Raw genomic sequence first — 16590 nt, forward strand, 5'->3', positions numbered from 1 at the left:
GGTCTCCCCTTCCAATTCCCGCGCAGGATTTCCCCTGCTCCGCGCGGATGCCAATCCATCATCCAAGGGCGGCCGACATGACTCCGGTTCATCGGTTTCGCCCTTGGATCACTGTGTACGACATACGGGAAAACCCGCGCGTAGATACCCTAGGTGCAGATTGATTGCATTTCCCGAGGAATGGGGCATGATCTCTGTATTGCGGAAACGCAATGGTGCCCGCGGCCCTTGGGAGGGGAGCTGCGGGCACCCCCACTTTCCAGGTTAAGAACGTGTCCATCATGGTAGCAAGTGCCCGCGGCCGGCTCCAACCCGGTCGCGGCGCATTTGGGAAAACCCCGAGGCACGAGACTTCTAGACCACCAGCCGGCCCTTTCGCCCGGCCAATGAGACGGTAGCCAGCGAGCCCGAATTGAACTCGAGGAAATCCTGCTCGATTCCATCGCTGAAGATCACACCGCCCTCTCCCATCCTCGACTCGATGGTCAGCGGCTCCCTCGGAGTCACCTTGCCAAATACCAGCGCGGTGCCCGTGGTATTGCTCGGAAAGGGCTCTCGAACGGTGAAGAACAAGTGATCCGACTCCCACGGAAAGGTGATGTCCTGCGGCGTGGCACCGCGTGCCTGTCCCGAGGCGGCCGCGACTGCAGCGGCACCCGTCATCAGGCTCTTGAACCAACCGGTCGATCCGAGGCCGGTCGATACGATGATGCCGCTGGATGAGTGATCCTCAGCCGCCTTTCCCATCGCGATCCGGTATCTCGCGGAGCCGTGCGACTTCATGCCGATGAAGAGGTCATTCACCGCGCACAGGCTCAGCCCGGTATTCAGCTTTGCCTCCGCCATCGTGACATCGCGATAGGATCGCCCCGAGCGCAGCACCTCGCGCGTCACCTTCTCCAGATCCTCGATGCGGAAGGGCAGCAGCTTGCCATCCCAACGCTTCGGGTCCGGATTCACGCCGATCAAAGGCTGGCCGTTCAGATACTTCAGCGTGTTTGCCACCAGGCCGTCCTGGCCGAGCGTCACGACGATATCCTCCGGGCCGAAGACGAAGTTCGGCAGGAAGACACGCTGCACCAATTGCACGCGGCCCAGCGTCGAGAGCGTCTGCTGGGCGCGCGTGATCGCCTTCTGGTAGGCCTCGTCCTCGCGCTCGTAGTCGGCGAAATCCCCGCCCAACCGTGTGACGTAGAACTTCGCCTGCGACTTCGTGGCAAAGCGCGCCCTGAGATCGGCCAAGCGGGTCGCCCGGACGACGAGGATGAGCTTCGTCTCCGTGAGCCGCTTCATCATCGTGCCCGTTCCGGCTTGTGGATCAGCTCGCGCAGCAGGTCGGGAGAGATATTGAGCTGCCCGATCTTGTCAGCCTGGCCCGCCAACTCCTGGAAGGCGAAGGCGATCAATTGCTCAGGCTTCATGCCGCTGGTGGCGAGCGCCTGGAGCACCGAGGCATCCGCACTCGCGAGCGCCTTCATCGTCGCCGCGATGCCATAGGCGCGGGTGTCGGACTCGGAGCGGGAATTCTCGGCGGCGAGCGTCACCAGCTTCTTGCGCTCCTCTTCAAGGCCGATGTTGCTTTCCAGCGTCGCGCGCTCGAGCTGCGCCTGCTTCTCCTGCACGGCGCGCTCCGCATCCATCTGGGTCTCGCGGATCTGGCGCTTCTTATTTTCCACCGCGATCTCGGTATTCAGCTCGTTCTCCTTGATGGCGCGCTCCTGCTCCACAGCAGCGTTCCGCCGCGCGTAGATCGCCTCGTCCGCACCGCGCAGCAGCAGCTCGCGGGTCTCGGCCTCGAGAGCACGCGCCGTCTCCGGTGTCGGCTTGATCGCCAGCAGCGAAAGCCCGAGCACCTCGAGGCCAAGCGCGGATAGCTCCGCCGACTTCGCAAGCTCGCCCCGGATCGCCGCGACCAGCGGCTCCGACGCGCGCAATGCCTGGCGCAGGGAAAGCTTCTCGATCTCCGCACGGGCAAGCACGTGGACCAGATTGATCACCCGCTGCGGCAGCTTCTCCGGGTCTTCCGAGGCGTAGCCCCGGCCGTGGGGAGCCAGCGTGAAATCCATCAGCGTCGCCAGCTTCCGCGGATCGGCGATCCGGTAGGTCACCTGACCCTGCAGGCTGACCGTCTGGTAATCCGCCGTCTGCTCCTCGAAGATGAAGGGCACATCCGTGCTGCCCACCGGCACCGCTACGAGGGACGTAGTAGGTGAGTAATAGTAGAAGGAAATCCCCGCCCCCTCCCTCACCACCTGGCCACCGCGATATTGGATGAGATGCGTCGTCGGAGGGATCTTGATGAAACGGATGCCAAACATGGATGGAAGGGGTTGCCCCGGCGGAAAAGACCATCCGCCAAGATGGGATGATCCTCCGCCATCACGCCGATTTGGCAAGGGGGAGAACTGGCTGCCAGCGAAGGAGACTTTAGCCGGAAGGCGAAAGGCTTCCGGTCGCTCAAGTCGCCTTCCAGCGTCCTTTCCCGAACGCTCATCTCTTGCCTTCCCAAAACTCGAGATTTCTCCGATCTTCCCGATGCCATGGATCGCGGCAGGAAGCATACCATCCTTGTCATTTCCGGCGGGCTCTTGCTCCTCCTGAGTCATGCTGTCGCGTGGCAGCTTGGAAGGACGCCCGGGACGGCACCCCCAACCCAAACCAAAGCTCCTTCCGTGAAGAATCGCGAGGCGATTCCAAGCCCCACCGATCTGGTCAGCCTCGGTCGCGAACAAGAGGCTGCAAATCTCGCGGCCACCCGGGAGCAGCGTGAGTTGAAAGAGCTTTCATGGCTCGATCAAGTGGCCGCCGCACGCGAAAAGCTTCCTCCAGATGCGGATTTTGCCGCTCTTGCCAAGGCTGGCATGGCTGCCGCGAAAGCGACTCGAGAACACGCCAGCGCAGAAACCGTCGCAGCATTCGGCAAGTGGCTTGAACTCGACCCCGACGCCGCACTCGATTTCTTCGGCAAGGCCAGCCATAACCAATCGACCGATGCCTTCCGTTTCGAACTCGGAGATTGGCTCGGCAAAGGAAACGAGTATCGCTTCGGTGAACTGACCAAGCGCTTCCCCCGGGCCGCCTTGGCGCTGCGCCAAGGCGCGCAGGCACTTTGCCATGATCGAGGGGCGGACTTCACCTTGCAAATGGCATCCGGGCTCGCGGACCCATCTAAACGGTTGTGGCTGCTCTACGACTGCCTGGAAGCGGAACAGTGGCAGGGCCACCTGGCCAAGATCCCGGCGTTGCTCGGTGACCGGCAAGCCACCCGGAAGCTCCTTTCCTCCATCTTCGGGAGCGAGGATTCGGAGATCCTGTTAGCCGAGATCCGCGATGCGGGATTTGCAGCGGATGATGTGGCCCTAGTGGAGACCCAAGTCGCAGAACAAAAGAAAGCAAGGTTCCAGATGGAGACGTTTCCGAACAGACAGTCTGTGCTAGGCTGAATCGACATTCATTTCAACCAGATCATGGCTGCTGCGAGGTGAAGTGCGCCCATGAAATGACAATCAAGACGGTCGAACCGTGTGGCGATGCGCCTGAAGTGTTTGAGCTTGTTGAAGCATCTCTCCACCAGATTCCGCTGCTTGTAGATCTCTTTGTCGTAGCGGATGGCGCGCTTGCGGTTGATCTTTGAAGGGATCACCACACGCATCCGTTTGGCGCGCACCAGATCACGCAACGCCCGGCTGTCATAGCCTTTGTCCGCGATGACCGCCTTGGCTTTCATGCCTGCAAGCAGTTCGGGTGCGCTGCTGATATCGGCCGCCTGCCCAGGAGTGAGAAGGAACCTCAAAGGACGGCCGGCACTGTCCGCCACCAAATGGATTTTGGTGGTCAGTCCTCCTCTGGAACGCCCCACAGCCTGGTCGCAGCCCCCCCTTTTCCTGTGACCGCCTGCTGGTGGGCTTTCACAATGGTGGAATCGAGCATTAGATAGGGATTGTCCCGGTCTGTGATGAGCGATGCGAAGACTTTCTCCCAGACCTCCGCCTTGGCCCAGCGGGTGAAGCGTTTGTGAACCGTCTTCCATTTGCCATAACGTTCGGGTAGATCGCTCCAGCGCGCACCGCTGCGAAGGATCCACAGCACTCCATTGACGAAGTTGCGGTTGTCCATCGCTGTCCTTCCCGGATCGCTCGACTTGCCGGGCAACAACTCCCGGATTTGATCCCATTGCTGTTCACTGAGTTCATAGCGCTTCGCCATGACGAGTTTGAATCAAACTTCCGGAAATCGTACAAGTCTGAATGTCGATTCAGCCTAGCGTCCGCTCTGAGAGAAAAGCTCGGTCTCGCTGGGAAAGACATCTTCGATGCCAGTACTCCGAGCGAGGTCGAGGAGCTCGACAAAATAGTCCCGGGTTTCGCGGATGCCATGGCAGATCTCTGCGATGGTCGGCAGACGGAGGAGGATGTGCTGGCGCTGGTGCAGCGAACCTGGCCCCCTGCTTCCGACCCAGCCGTGGCAACCAACCTGCGTCGCATGGTCTTCAATGCTGTCTTCATGGCTGATCCATTAAACGCATTGCAGGAGACGCCCACTACTGAAGAAGAACCCGGTCGGGAGGTTGCGCACAGCTTGGAAGTGCTGCCTCCGGAAGTGGCCATTCGTGTTCTCACGGTTCATCCGGATCTGTTGCAAGGCGACCCGAACATCGTTTACTCAATCTACGTCTTTCACATCGCGAAATGGCAGGACTTCGACCCCGTGGGCTGTCGCCGGGCCTTGCTAGCCGTGCCGGATGAGTCACTGCGCACGCAGTTGCTGGAGGAATACACCCGACGGGAGGCTGGCCGATGAAAAAGGAAAGCCTCGTCGCTCGCATCTCCGCCATGCTGCTCCTGCTCGTGGCCTCACATGCCTCGGTATTCCTGATCGCACGGACTCCAACAGGCTCGACGGGCAATCATCATGACGCTCCGGATTCACCACACACCCTACCCTCGAAAACGCCTGATCGCCACAACGCAGCAGGCCCCACGGGCCCCAGCGGCACCTTTGTTCGCCGCTTGCGTGAACTGGAGGAGACGACACTGCCGCGGCGCGATTTCGAGCTCGCACGGCAAGCGCTGTTCCGCGAGTGGATTCGCCGCGACCTGCGAGGAGCCATGATCCAGCTCTACGGGCCCATGCACCGGGAGCGCTACGAATCCTTGGCCCTCACCTTGGAAACCGAGGTCGTTGAAGAGATCGCCCGTCAGCCGCGTGCCGTCTGGGATTGGCTCACTTCCCATCACTTCGGGTCGTCGGGACCAAAGGTTTTCGATTTATGGAGCAAGACCCTGATCAAGGCCGGGCACACGGACATCCTGTTAGAGTGCCTGGATCAGCCAGGTGCGCCGAACTTCAGGGATCGGAAGATCATCTCCGACCTCTGTGCAGCCATCCCGCCGGGTGCCACGGAGCAGCTTGCCATGCTGCGAAAATGGATCGAGATCCCCGAACACAGCAGTGAGGCGAGGGGACCGGCCGCGGACTTCGCAGAGCGCATGGCCGAGGAAGCCGGTGAGGATCCCCTGCCCTTTCTAAGGTCGGAGCCCGATGACGTGCTTCGCTCGATCTTCCTGGAGAAGTGGGAATCCCAGGAGCTAGGCCACCTGCCCGTGGACGAGCAGGTCCAGCGCCTGGCCGCCCTGCCAGAGGAATTCCGCGCTGCTGCCGCGGATGCCATGGTTCATCACTCGCGCGGCGACACCACCGCCGCGGTGAAGCTGATCAACTCGATGGATGCTGCCGGGCTGATGGGAGATCCCGCTGGAGAGACCGCACGGGTGCTGGCGAAGTCCGCACTGGACTGGGTGATTGAAGACGAATTCACCACCGCCTTGGAGTCCGTCCAGCGTCTGCAAGCCATCCGTGCAGAGCCGCTACGTCAGCAGGCGCTGCGGAACTTCGGTTCCCTCTTCGATCATCGTGCGCCATCACCGGTCCAGGACTGCGTGGCAGCCCTGCCTCCCGGGCCGGACCGCGATGCCTTCATCCGCGGCGTCATTATCCATACCGACTTCACGCCGGAGGTTCGCGAGCAACTGCTGTCTGCAATCGAAGACCCGCAGACCGCTGCGCAAGCCCGGCAGAATTTGGAAGAACTCAGTCGGCGGAAAAAGGAGGAAGCAGAGAAGAGCATGGAGGAGGAGGCGGAAGATCCCTTTGCGGAGATTCCTACCAAGCCTGAGTGAGATCCGCCCCTGCACCTCGGAAAACAAAATGGCCCGCAGGATTCCCCGCGGGCCATCGGAAAAGTCAGTTTGGTCCAGACACCTCACATTTCCAGCATCAGGCGCGTCGGATTCTCGATACAGTCCTTGATGCGGATGAGGAAGGTCACGGCTTCCTTGCCGTCCACCAGGCGGTGGTCGTAGCTGAGGGCCAGATACATCATCGGGCGGATGACGACCTGGTTATTCACGGCGACCGGGCGCTGCTGGATGGTGTGCATGCCGAGGATGCCGCTCTGGGGCGGGTTGAGGATCGGCGTGCTGAGCAGCGAGCCGTAGGTGCCGCCATTCGAGATGGTGAAGACACCGCCCTGGAGGTCCTCGATGGCGATCTTGCCGTCCTTGGCCTTCTTCGCGTAGTCGAGGATGTCCTGCTCGATCTGGGCGAAGCTCTTCTTGTCGGCATCGCGGATGACCGGGACGATGAGGCCCTTCTCGGTGCCGATGGCGACGCCGATGTCGTAGAAGTGGTTCTCCACGATGTCCTGGCCGTCGATCATGCCATTCACTTGTGGCACGTCCTTCAGCGCCTGCACCACGGCCTTCACGAAGAAGGACATGAAGCCGAGCTTCACGCCGTGCTTCTTGAGGAAGTCCTCCTGCACGGCCTTGCGCAGGTCCATGACGGCGGACATGTCAGCCTCGTTGAAGGTGGTGAGGATCGCCGCGGTCTGCTGGGCATTCACGAGGTGCGTCGCGATCTTGCGGCGCAGCATGCTCATCTTCTTGCGGGTCGTGCGACCGTCGGTGACTGGCGCGGATGCGGCGGCGGGAGAAGACGGGGCGGTAGGAAGCTCGATGGCGCGTGGCTTTGGTGCCTCGGCCGGTGCCGGAGCGGGCGCAGCGGCGGCGGCGGGAGCCGGAGTCGCGGCAGATGCCGGTGCGGAGGCCGGAGCAGCAGCGACATCGCCGACGGCAATGCGGGCGACCACGGTGCCGATGGCGACCTCGGTGCCTTCAGCGACGAGGATCTTGAGCGTGCCGGAAGCTTCCGCCTCCAGTTCACTGGAGACCTTGTCGGTTTCCAGGGTCACGAGCACTTCGCCCTTGGTGACGGCGGCGCCGTCGGACTTGTGCCAGCGGCCGACATTCGCAGAGGTGATGGACTCGCCGGCGGCGGGCACCTTCACGTCGAGCACTTGTCCGCTCGCCGAGGCAGGGGCCGGTGCGGCGGAGGCAGCAGGCGCGGATGCCGGGGCTGCTGCGGCAGGAGCCGGAGCACTGCCGGAAGCAGCGGCGGTCTCGTCGAGCTTGGCGATCACGGTGCCGATGGCGACTTCCTCCCCTTCCCCGACGATGATCGTGAGGACCCCGTCGGCGGCGGCTTCAAGTTCGCTGGAAACCTTGTCGGTTTCGAGCGTCACGAGGATTTCACCTTTGCGGACGGCTTCGCCGTTCTGCTTGTGCCAGCGGGCGACATTGGCCGAGGTGATGGACTCACCGGCTGCGGGTACTTTGACTTCGAGAGACATCGGGAAAGGCTTTAGTGGAGACGAGAAAATCGGGAATGCAAGGAGAGGCGGATAGCAGTCTGCCTGCCACCCGCCATCTACCAATCTCAGACGTTGAACGCGGCCTCGAGGAGGGCCTTGTGTTCCTTGTAGTGCTGGGCCTTCGACCCGGCGGCCGGGCTGGAGGCGCGGTTGCGGCCGGCGTAGCGCACGCGGCGGTCCAGCACCTTCTCCAGGCGTGGGAAGATGTAGGACCACGCACCCATGTTGAGCGGTTCTTCCTGGCACCAGACGAACTTGCTCGCGGCTCCGTATTGGCCGACCAGCGCGGCGATGAGCTCGTCGTGGAAGGGATAGAGCTGCTCCACGCGGAGGATGGCGGTGTTCGTGATGCCATGCTCCTCGCGGTAGGCGGCGAGATCGTAGTAAACCTTGCCCGAGCAGAAGACGATGCGCTCGACCGACATCGGATCGTCGAAGTGCTTCGGATCCGGCAGCACTTCCTGGAAGCACGAGCCCTCGAGGAAGTCGGCCTCCTGGGAGACCGCTTCCGGACGCGTGAGCAGGCTCTTCGGCGTCATCAGGATCAGCGGCTTGCGGAAAGGACGCATCTTCTGGCGGCGCAGCGCGTGGAAGTACTGGGCCGGCGTGGTGAAGTTCCCGACGATGATGTTCTTTCCGGCGCAGAGCTGGAGGAAGCGCTCGAGGCGGGCGCTGGAGTGCTCCGGGCCCTGGCCTTCGTAGCCGTGTGGCAGCAGCATCACGAGGTCGGATGGCGTCTGCCACTTCGACTCGGCGGAGGCGATGAACTGGTCGATGATGACCTGCGCGCCGTTCGAGAAGTCACCGAACTGGGCTTCCCACAGGGTCAGCATGTTCGGCGCACCGAGCGAGTAGCCGTAGTCGAAGCCGAGCACGGCGAACTCCGAGAGGAAGGAATTGTAGACGCAGAACTTCGCCTGATTCGGGCTGACGTGCTCCAGCGGGATGTAGCGGGCGCGCGTCTCGGAATCGTAGAAGACCGCGTGGCGGTGCGAGAAGGTACCGCGGCGGCAATCCTGACCGGAGAGGCGGACCTGATGACCTTCGGTAAGGAGGGCACCCCAAGCGAGGGATTCGGCGAAGGCCCAGTCGATCGGCCCGCCATTCTGGAGGGCTTCCTGACGGCGCGGGACGAAACGCTTGGCGAGGGTCGGGTGGAGATTGAAGCCATCCGGCACGGTGGTCAGCACCTGACCGACATGCTGGAGCAGGTCACGGCCGATGCCGGTGGGCACGGGCGCGTGGGTGTAGGGCATCTGCTCGACCGCGGTGGAGCCGCTGAATGCGCTGCGGTCGCCCTTTTCCTGGAGCTCCAGCATCTTCGCATGGCCTGCCTCGAAGCGATCCCAGATGTCCTGCTCGATCTTGTCGGCTTCGGCCTGGGAAAGCACGCCCTGCGCGACGAGCTGCTTCTTGTAGATCTGGCCGATGGTCTCGCGGCCCTGGATCAGCTTGTAGATGTGCGGCTGGGTGAACGCGGCCTGGTCGGTCTCGTTGTGGCCCTGGCGGCGGTAGCAATACATGTCGATCACGACGTCGCGACCGAATTGCTGGCGGAATTCGAGGGCGAATTGGGCCGCCCAGTAGAGTTCCATCGGCACTTCGCCATTCACGTGCAGGATCGGAGCCTCGATCATCTTCGCCACGTCGGTCGCGTAGGCGGACGAGCGGGCATCGGCCGGCATCGTGGTGAAGCCGATCTGGTTGTTGATGATGAGGTGGATCGTGCCGCCGGTGCGGTAGCCGGGTAGCTGGGAAAGATTGAGACACTCCGCCACCGGGCCTTGGCCCGCGAAGGCGGCGTCACCGTGGAGCAGGATCGGCAGGACGCGCTTGCGATCCGTCGCCACGCCGTCATCTCCGAGGATGCGCTGGCGGGCGCGGGCCTTGCCCTCCACGACCGGATTCACGGCTTCGAGGTGGCTCGGGTTTGCGGCGAGGCTCACACGCACCTTGCCATCAGCCAGTTCGCGGACGCTCTCGTAGCCGAGGTGATACTTCACGTCGCCATCCCCCGCCACGAGGTCCGGCATGTAGTTCGGAGTGAATTCGTAAAGAATGGTGGTCAGCGACTTGCGGACGAAGTTCGCCAGCACGTTCAGGCGGCCTCGGTGGGCCATGCCCATCTCGATCTCCAGCACGCCTGCTGCCGGGCACTTCTCGAGGATCGCATTCAGGACGACCATCGCGCCTTCACCGCCCTCCAGCGAGAAGCGCTTCTCGCCGAGGAACTTCTTGCCGAGGAAATTCTCGAAGCTGTCCGACTCGATGAGCCAGCCCATCGCCTGCACCTTGCGGGAGGCGGGATCCTCCTCGCGCAGGGCGTGGCCCTCGATGCGGTGGCGGACCCAGTTGCGGACGGTGGTGTTGTGGATGTGGGTGAATTCGAAGCCGATGTGGCCGGAGTAGGTGGCCTCCAGCGCGGCGATCATGTCGCGCAGCTTCATTTTCGCCCCGTCACGGAAGAGCGGATTGGACGCCTCGCGGTCCATGTCGGCCTCGGTGAAGCCGAATTGTGAAATATCCAGACGCGGATTCCGCTCCGGACGGTCGGAGAGCGGGTTGATGTGGGCCTGCGTGTGGCCGAGGGCGCGGAAATTGTAAACGAGGCTGACCACCTTGCCGTAGAATGCGAGGTCGGTCTCGCTGGTGGATCCGGATGCCGCGGGAGCACCGGTAGGAGCCGCAGCCTCCCCTCCCTTCGGCTTGAGCTGGGCCACGCCGAGCTCGAAGCCTTCAAAGAAGGCCGACCACGTGGGATCGACCGAGCGGGGATCTGAGCACCAAAGTGCGTATTGCTGCTCCAACAAGTCCGCATTCAAGCGGGCGGAAACCGACGATTTCATGGCGGTAGATTCGGGTGCCGGCGGGAGATTGCGGAAATTCCCGCTTGGCCCCCTGCGCGCAGCGCTTAGGTAGGGGGCGGCCCCGGACCCGTCAACGCACAAGGCCGGTTTCCGGGGTAATTTCCAGCGTCTCCTGCTTTTCATGATCGAAGTCCGGCAACTCACCAAGAGCTTCGCCCGCCATCAGGCGGTCAAAGGGATCGATTTCAACGTCTCCCCCGGCGAGATCGTCGGCTTCCTGGGGCCGAATGGCGCCGGGAAAACCACGACCCTCCGGATGCTGACCGGCTACCTGCCGCCCACCTCCGGCAGCGCGCGGGTCGCGGGGTTCGACATCTTCCGCCAGTCGCTCGAGGCCCGGCGCTGCATCGGCTACATGCCGGAGAACGTGCCACTCTACGACGACATGCGGGTCCGCGAGTATCTGAAATACCGCGCCACCCTGAAGGGCCTGAGCAACCGAGACGCCCGCCGCCGGGTGAACGAGGTGATCGACATCTGCGGCTTGGAAGGCGTCCGCCGGAAGATGATCCGCGTCCTTTCCAAGGGCTACCGGCAGCGGGTCGGCCTGGCCGACGCACTGGTCCACGAGCCGCAGCTCCTCATCCTCGACGAGCCGACCAACGGACTGGACCCCAATCAGATCCGCCAGATCCGCGACCTGATCAAGAAGCTCTCCGAGAAGCATACCATCCTGCTTTCCACCCACATCCTGCATGAGGTGGAAATGACCTGCGGTCGGGTGATCATCATCGACGGTGGCCAGATCAAGGCGCAGGACACGCCGCAGAACCTCGTCGCCGGCATGCGTGCTGCCGGCCGGGTCCATGCGGAGATTTCCGGCGATCTGGGAGTCATCGGCCCCGCCCTCCAGCGTCTGGATCACGTCAAGCGTGTGACCTCCGAGCCGATAGCTGACGATTGGGCCCACTACGAAATCCTCGTGGACTCCGGCACCGACGCCCGCGAACGCATCCACGAGCTCGTCAGCCAGTACGGCTGGCCGATGCGCAGCCTCCATCGCAAGGACGCCACGCTGGAAGACGTCTTCGTGGAACTGACCCGCCGGGATTGATTTCCCGGCAGGTGCGGAAAGATCGCATCAAATCACATCCCGGCCAGCTTGCTTTTCGGGGGAATTCATGATGGATCGCGACAGCATGAATCGCCGCCATTTCCTTGCCACCGGAGCCCTTGCTGGAGTCGCCACCGCCCTGCCCTCACTGGCGCAGGAGTCGGGCGCTATCCCGAAGCCGGTCTTCCCCGCGAACCGCATCGGGGTTTCCTCCTACTCCTTCTGGGGCTTCCAGCGTGACGACCTGCGCGCGATTCCGACCTGTCTGGATCACGCTGCGCGGATGGGCTTCGATGGCTTCGAGGTGCTACAGCGCCAACTCGTCTCCACGGACAATGCCGAGCTGCAGAAGATCAAGCGCCAAGCCTTCCTGCTCGGCCTCGATCTGATGGGTTACTCGACGCATCAGGGCTTCCTCTCGCCGGACAAGGAAAAGCGCGAGGCGCAGATCAAGCACACCACCGATTGCATCGAGCAGGCCTACGCACTGGGCATCCCGACGATGCGGGTGAACTCCGGCACGTGGGGAACCTCGAAGGATTTCAATGACCTGATGGCCAAGCGCGGCATCGAGGCCCCGCTGGAAGGCTACACCGAGGAAGATGCCTACGGCTGGGTAATCGAGTCCTACAAGAAGATCCTCCCGGTGGCGGAGAAATGCGGCGTGGTCCTCGGCCTGGAGAATCACTGGGGCCTCGGCGTCACACCGGAAGGCGTGAAGCGCGTGGTGGATGCCATCGACTCGCCGTGGCTGCGCGTGACGCTGGATACCGGGAACTTCCTCGAAGACCCGTATGATCGCCTGACGAAGCTGGCACCGGATACCGTGCTGCTGCAGGCGAAGACCTACTATGGCGGCGGCGTGTGGTACACGCTGGATCTGGATTACACACGCATCGGCAAGATCATGCGCGACGCGAATTTCAAGGGCTACGTCTCGCTGGAATTCGAGGGCAAGGAGGACCCGCTGACGGCGATTCCGAAGAGTCTGGACTTGCTCCGCAAGGCCTTCGCGGGATCGTGAGGCATGGAGAATGTCGGACGCATGCTGGTCATCGCGGGGCTCGGACTCGCGGTGATCGGCGCGGTGCTATGGTTCGCCGGAGGGAAAGGCTGGCTTTCGTGGCTCGGCCGCCTGCCCGGCGACATTCGCATGGAGGGTGAGCGCGGAGGATTCTACTTCCCCGTGGTGACCTGCCTGCTGGTCAGCGTGGTGCTGAGCGGCGTGCTGGCGCTGGTGCGGAAGTTCTTCGGATAACGAGGATCAAGGTTGTGTCGACGGACCGTCGATACGCCTCATTATCCCAGCCGCGCCGCGAAGAAGCCGTCCCATCCGGTCTCCGCCGGGGATACGGTCAGCTCTTCCTCAATGGCTCGCCGGGGATCACGCTCCACGAGATTGCGGATCTGTCCGCCATTCTCGGAAGGCAGCAGCGAACAGGTGGCGTAGACGAATTTCCCGCCGGGCCGGAGGAGTTCCGGATAGTGGTCGAGCATGCGGCGCTGGAGCCGCTTCGTTTTCTCCAAGGATGAAGCGGTGAGCCGCCACTTGAGATCGGGCTGGCGGCGCAGCGTGCCGAGGCCGGAGCACGGCGCATCGATGAGCACGCGGTCTGCCCATCCGGCGTAGCGCTTCAGCGTGTCCTCACGCCAGGTCTCGGTGCGGATGATGCGGGTCCCTGCGCGTGAGGCGCGGCGTCGGAGTTCGCTGAGCTTTGCCGTGGAAATGTCCATGGCGACGATCTCCCCCCTGCCCTGCATCAGCGCGGCCAGATGGAGAGCTTTGCCCCCGGCACCGGCGCAGGCGTCGATGACCCGCATCCCCGGCTCGACGTCGAGCAAGGGCGCGATCTTCTGCGATCCGGCATCCTGGATCTCCACCACACCCTCGGCGGCCAGCGGCTTCGGCAGCATTTTCCCCGCGGGAAGCACCAACGCGTCCGGCACACCAGGCACCCGGGCAGCCTCGATCCCGTGGGAGGCGAGCCACTCGAGGACACCGCGCACTTCTGCCCGGATGGTATTCACCCGCAGGAAAACCGGTGCCCGTCGATTGAGCGCGGCGACCTCGCGATCCCATGCCTCGCCCAGCTCGCCGCGACCGAGCACGTCCAGCCAATCCGGAATCGACTCGCGGATCGCCAGCGGCTGACCGGCCAGCTCCAGCTCGCGAGCAGCGATCTCCGAAGGATGGCTCGCCCACCAATCCGGCACCTCAAGGCCGACACGGGTCCACTGCGCGGCGCAAAGGGCCGGGATGGAATCATCGCCAGCGAGGAAGGCCAGAGCCCGCCGCCACCGCGTGACCTCGAATGCCGTCTCCGCAACGAAGTTCCGGTCACGCTTCCCCCACTTCGGATTCTCGCGGAATATGGTATCGAGTTCGCGATCCAGCACACGGCCGTGCTTGAAAACCTGCTCCAGCACGCCCGCCGCACTCTCCGCCAACATCCGGTGAATCCTCACGGCCCGACGATGGCCCGGTCACTCACTGGTGGACAATGATGAATCCGGGAACAAATCCGCTGACAGCACATGAAGTCCCGGCTACTCTCGGCCCATGAGTCTTGCCGAAGTGTTGGCCGAATTGCCGAGCATGTCCGTGGCCGAGCGCCAGGAGCTGATTCGCTCGGCAGTCGCGCTCGATGACTCCGGGCTTTCCCCTGAGGACGAGCGGCTGATTGAAGCCCGCCTCAGCGCCCACGATGCGGACACTTCCTCCGCCATCGGTCTTGATGAAATGAAAGCCAGACTCCTCGCCCGGTCTGCCAAATGAGTTGGCAGGTGATTTTCCGTCCCGAGATCGAGGACGACTTGGACACCGCAGCCGCTTGGTATGACGCCCGGGAGCAAGGACTTGGCTCCCGATTCATCAGGGAAGTCATCGCAGTCTGGGACCGACTTGCCGTTGATCCGGTCGTTGGTAGCCACCGTCACCGGAAAACCGACATTCGCTGGCGCTATCCAGCTCGCTTTCCCTATCGGGTAGTCTATCGGCTGAATGAGGAGAACCACACGGTGCTCGTCGTAGCGGTCCTCCACGCGGCGCGGCATGATCGCCACTGGCAATCACGCCGCGAGCGCTAGATCCTCACCGCCCCCGACCCTTCGGACCCGCCGCTGCGGGCTCGTTGAAGCGCAGATAGGTGATCGCTTTGACCCGGGAATTGGAATCGAGGGCATTCACCCTCATCTCCTTGATGGTGTAGCCGCCGGACGGCATTTTCATCACCGAGTTCACTTGGAACTCCTTCATCGGCGTTCCTTTCCGGTCATGGGCGCGGATTTGCCAGAAGGCACCGTGTTTTTTATGAACCCAGACATAGACGACGCCGTAGGCTCCGTCCTTGCCCGGGTTGTCTAGACGGATTTTGTAGCACTGTTCGCTATTGGCCTTCTCCTCGCCTTCAAGCTTGGCATTCGGCCAGTAGAGGAAACGGAGCGTCAGATCCTCGTAGCTCACATCGGTGCCGGCGATCGAGTCCGAGAGCTTGGACGCGGGGAATGCGCGGGTGGTTCCCTTGTCGTCGATCACGTTGAGCAATTCGGCCCGCTCGTCGCCCATGCGGATGTGAAAGCGCTCCTTGTCACCGAGTTGGAACTGCATGTTCTTGTCCCGGATGAAGAGGTTCAGGCCAAGCTTTGGGCCGCCGCTCTTTTCCACGCTGCCGGTCAGGTCCATCTGCTGGAGCGTCGCCGAGAGGCGGATCGAGCGCACCATCGCGGCGGCGTCCGGCTGTTGGGCATGCAGCGGGGCGACAGCGGCAGCGAAGAGAAGGGCGGAGATGGCTTTCATCGGTCAAAGGGTGGAGCTGATTGGACAGACTCGCAAGCTAAGGAAAAGATTCACAAAAACAGCGCCACCGATGACCGGGATTTTTTCAATTCCGTGACATTAGGGGCTTGCTGCCGGACGGTGTGGCGAAGTGGAATCCGGCACGCCGAAAGGACTGTCCCATCACCGCATGAGCCTCCGCACCCAGCTTACGGAAATCCTCCCACCCCTCCTCCCGAGCAATCCGTCGGACGCCATCAAGGGAACCGAGCTTATCCGGCTCGCCCGGTTGCAACTCAGTGGTGCTTACTCGGATGCGTCCCTGCGCTATCATTTCTCCATCATGTCCTGCGATCCGGCCTCGCCGATCGCAAAGGTGGAAAAGGGCCAGGGCTACTACCGCCGCTCCGCCCCGGTGCCAGCACTCACGGGAGCCCAGGAGCTGCTGTCCCTGAGCCAGGGCCGCTTGGACGACCTGAGCTCGGATCACGAAGCCGTGGACCTTGCGCTGGAGCGCCTGCGGAAATTCCGCGCGGTGGTGACCCGCTACTACGAGGTGAACGGCCGCTTCCCCTTCGTTTTCCGCCAAGCATTCGGACAGAATTCCCCGCTGGCAAATCTCTGGAAGTTCCCCGAGGTCGTGCTTGTGGACTGGGAAACCGGCGACGCGCCCGATGAGGAGCTGACGCTGGATTCCACCATGCTGTCCCTGAAGCAGCGCCTCGGGCTGCCGCCCTTCCGCCTGCACGCCGCACGGCTCCGCATCCAGCCGTCGCTGGCCAGCTTCCGCGAGGATTTCTTCCAGGCACTGTCCGCCTCGATGTGGTCGCAGGGTGGCGAGCTGATCTATGCCGCACCGGTCGAGGACGAGGCGCTGGCCGATGGCATGCGCCGTCTGAATGCAACCTTTGGCGTCGGCGTGACCTCCTTCGGCCTCACGGCCCAGGCGCTCGACGACCTGCCGCGCGCCGCGAACATCCTGAATGCCCACCCGCGCGAAACGGAGGCACTGATGGATCGCCTGCAGATCAACCGCATCGCCCTGCCGCACACCCGCCAGCACATCGACTGGCAATCGCTCGACGGCCTGCGCCGCGAAAGCGAGGAGGTGAACCAGCTCATCGGCTGGCTGAATGGCTGTGTGACGAAGGGCCGCGCCGAGGCATTCCGCGAGGAAGGCTGA

16 protein-coding genes are annotated in these 16590 nt (G+C 63.0%); 9 read left to right on the forward strand and 7 right to left on the reverse strand.

The genetic code is table 11. The features are described 5' to 3' along the window. Nucleotides 1–354: 354 nt before the first annotated feature. Nucleotides 355–1293: a diacylglycerol kinase catalytic domain-containing protein gene (locus tag OKA04_RS03015; protein WP_264499641.1), complete on the reverse strand. Its 939-nt coding sequence runs from the start codon at nt 1291–1293 to the stop codon at nt 355–357. After that, nucleotides 1293–2318, reverse strand: a complete 1026-nt coding sequence (locus tag OKA04_RS03020; protein WP_264499642.1) for an SPFH domain-containing protein — start codon at nt 2316–2318, stop codon at nt 1293–1295. The genes OKA04_RS03015 and OKA04_RS03020 overlap by 1 nt, the downstream gene beginning before the upstream one ends. Nucleotides 2319–2672: 354 nt before the next feature. On the opposite strand from OKA04_RS03020, the gene OKA04_RS03025 reads away from it, so the two are divergent. After that, nucleotides 2673–3443 carry a hypothetical protein gene (locus OKA04_RS03025; RefSeq protein ID WP_264499643.1) on the forward strand — a complete coding sequence of 257 codons (771 nt, stop codon included), beginning with the start codon at nt 2673–2675 and terminating at the stop codon, nt 3441–3443. An 8-nt stretch (nt 3444–3451) separates the two neighbouring features. Here the strand turns inward: OKA04_RS03025 and OKA04_RS03030 are convergent. Next, a protein-coding gene (locus OKA04_RS03030) for an IS5 family transposase (protein WP_343226864.1) occupies nt 3452–4206 on the reverse strand; the annotation gives its coding sequence in 2 pieces (ribosomal slippage) (nt 3452–3870 and nt 3870–4206; 756 coding nt in all). A gap of 168 nt (nt 4207–4374) precedes the next feature. Between OKA04_RS03030 and OKA04_RS03035 the strand changes: the two genes are divergently transcribed. Together OKA04_RS03035 and OKA04_RS03040 are read left to right on the forward strand one after the other, a co-directional pair. Next, nucleotides 4375–4800: a hypothetical protein gene (locus tag OKA04_RS03035; RefSeq protein ID WP_264499645.1), complete on the forward strand. Its 426-nt coding sequence runs from the start codon at nt 4375–4377 to the stop codon at nt 4798–4800. Nucleotides 4801–5009: 209 nt separating this feature from the next. Then, on the forward strand, nt 5010–6179 hold the full coding sequence (locus OKA04_RS03040) for a hypothetical protein (protein WP_264499646.1): 1170 nt from the start codon (nt 5010–5012) through the stop codon (nt 6177–6179). Nucleotides 6180–6262: 83 nt separating this feature from the next. Here OKA04_RS03040 and sucB read toward each other — a convergent pair whose 3' ends face one another. Both sucB and OKA04_RS03050 read right to left on the reverse strand, forming a co-directional pair. Beyond that, on the reverse strand, nt 6263–7690 hold the full coding sequence (gene sucB, locus OKA04_RS03045) for a dihydrolipoyllysine-residue succinyltransferase (RefSeq protein WP_264499647.1): 1428 nt from the start codon (nt 7688–7690) through the stop codon (nt 6263–6265). A gap of 86 nt (nt 7691–7776) precedes the next feature. Further along, the gene (locus OKA04_RS03050) at nt 7777–10557 is read right to left on the reverse strand and encodes a 2-oxoglutarate dehydrogenase E1 component (protein ID WP_264499648.1); all 2781 of its coding nucleotides are present in this window, start codon (nt 10555–10557) and stop codon (nt 7777–7779) included. A gap of 142 nt (nt 10558–10699) precedes the next feature. Here OKA04_RS03050 and OKA04_RS03055 point away from each other — a divergent pair, with 142 nt between their 5' ends. The 3 genes from OKA04_RS03055 (at nt 10700) to OKA04_RS03065 (ending at nt 12890) form a co-directional block, all read left to right on the forward strand. Then, nucleotides 10700–11632, forward strand: a complete 933-nt coding sequence (locus tag OKA04_RS03055) for an ABC transporter ATP-binding protein (RefSeq protein WP_264499649.1) — start codon at nt 10700–10702, stop codon at nt 11630–11632. Nucleotides 11633–11717: 85 nt separating this feature from the next. Then, nucleotides 11718–12656, forward strand: coding sequence for a TIM barrel protein (locus OKA04_RS03060; protein WP_264499650.1), 939 nt, complete (start codon nt 11718–11720; stop codon nt 12654–12656). 3 nt (nt 12657–12659) lie between these two features. Continuing rightward, the gene (locus tag OKA04_RS03065; protein WP_264499651.1) at nt 12660–12890 is read left to right on the forward strand and encodes a DUF2905 domain-containing protein; all 231 of its coding nucleotides are present in this window, start codon (nt 12660–12662) and stop codon (nt 12888–12890) included. Nucleotides 12891–12931: 41 nt separating this feature from the next. On the opposite strand, the gene OKA04_RS03070 is transcribed toward OKA04_RS03065, so the two are convergent. Next, nucleotides 12932–14098 carry an RsmB/NOP family class I SAM-dependent RNA methyltransferase gene (locus OKA04_RS03070; protein WP_264499652.1) on the reverse strand — a complete coding sequence of 389 codons (1167 nt, stop codon included), beginning with the start codon at nt 14096–14098 and terminating at the stop codon, nt 12932–12934. A gap of 94 nt (nt 14099–14192) precedes the next feature. Here OKA04_RS03070 and OKA04_RS03075 point away from each other — a divergent pair, with 94 nt between their 5' ends. Beyond that, nucleotides 14193–14408 carry a hypothetical protein gene (locus OKA04_RS03075; protein WP_264499653.1) on the forward strand — a complete coding sequence of 72 codons (216 nt, stop codon included), beginning with the start codon at nt 14193–14195 and terminating at the stop codon, nt 14406–14408. Further along, entirely contained in the window at nt 14405–14719 is a 315-nt protein-coding gene (locus OKA04_RS03080) for a type II toxin-antitoxin system RelE/ParE family toxin (protein WP_264499654.1), read from the forward strand. The genes OKA04_RS03075 and OKA04_RS03080 overlap by 4 nt, the downstream gene beginning before the upstream one ends. Nucleotides 14720–14723: 4 nt before the next feature. On the opposite strand, the gene OKA04_RS03085 is transcribed toward OKA04_RS03080, so the two are convergent. After that, nucleotides 14724–15428, reverse strand: a complete 705-nt coding sequence (locus tag OKA04_RS03085) for an outer membrane lipoprotein-sorting protein (RefSeq protein ID WP_264499655.1) — start codon at nt 15426–15428, stop codon at nt 14724–14726. Nucleotides 15429–15597: 169 nt separating this feature from the next. Between OKA04_RS03085 and OKA04_RS03090 the strand changes: the two genes are divergently transcribed. Beyond that, entirely contained in the window at nt 15598–16590 is a 993-nt protein-coding gene (locus tag OKA04_RS03090; RefSeq protein WP_264499656.1) for a hypothetical protein, read from the forward strand.

It is taken from the genome of Luteolibacter flavescens (assembly GCF_025950085.1).
GTDB classification, from domain to species: domain Bacteria; phylum Verrucomicrobiota; class Verrucomicrobiia; order Verrucomicrobiales; family Akkermansiaceae; genus Haloferula; species Haloferula flavescens.

Coding starts and splice junctions, on each gene's coding strand:
- OKA04_RS03015 (WP_264499641.1), bottom strand. CDS start 1,293: ATGAAGCGGCTCACGGAGACGAAGCTCATCCTCGTCGTCCGGGCGACC.
- OKA04_RS03020 (WP_264499642.1), bottom strand. CDS start 2,318: ATGTTTGGCATCCGTTTCATCAAGATCCCTCCGACGACGCATCTCATC.
- OKA04_RS03035 (WP_264499645.1), top strand. CDS start 4,375: ATGGCAGATCTCTGCGATGGTCGGCAGACGGAGGAGGATGTGCTGGCG.
- sucB (WP_264499647.1), bottom strand. CDS start 7,690: ATGTCTCTCGAAGTCAAAGTACCCGCAGCCGGTGAGTCCATCACCTCG.
- OKA04_RS03050 (WP_264499648.1), bottom strand. CDS start 10,557: ATGAAATCGTCGGTTTCCGCCCGCTTGAATGCGGACTTGTTGGAGCAG.
- OKA04_RS03055 (WP_264499649.1), top strand. CDS start 10,700: ATGATCGAAGTCCGGCAACTCACCAAGAGCTTCGCCCGCCATCAGGCG.
- OKA04_RS03060 (WP_264499650.1), top strand. CDS start 11,718: ATGAATCGCCGCCATTTCCTTGCCACCGGAGCCCTTGCTGGAGTCGCC.
- OKA04_RS03065 (WP_264499651.1), top strand. CDS start 12,660: ATGGAGAATGTCGGACGCATGCTGGTCATCGCGGGGCTCGGACTCGCG.
- OKA04_RS03075 (WP_264499653.1), top strand. CDS start 14,193: ATGAGTCTTGCCGAAGTGTTGGCCGAATTGCCGAGCATGTCCGTGGCC.
- OKA04_RS03080 (WP_264499654.1), top strand. CDS start 14,405: ATGAGTTGGCAGGTGATTTTCCGTCCCGAGATCGAGGACGACTTGGAC.
- OKA04_RS03085 (WP_264499655.1), bottom strand. CDS start 15,428: ATGAAAGCCATCTCCGCCCTTCTCTTCGCTGCCGCTGTCGCCCCGCTG.
- OKA04_RS03090 (WP_264499656.1), top strand. CDS start 15,598: ATGAGCCTCCGCACCCAGCTTACGGAAATCCTCCCACCCCTCCTCCCG.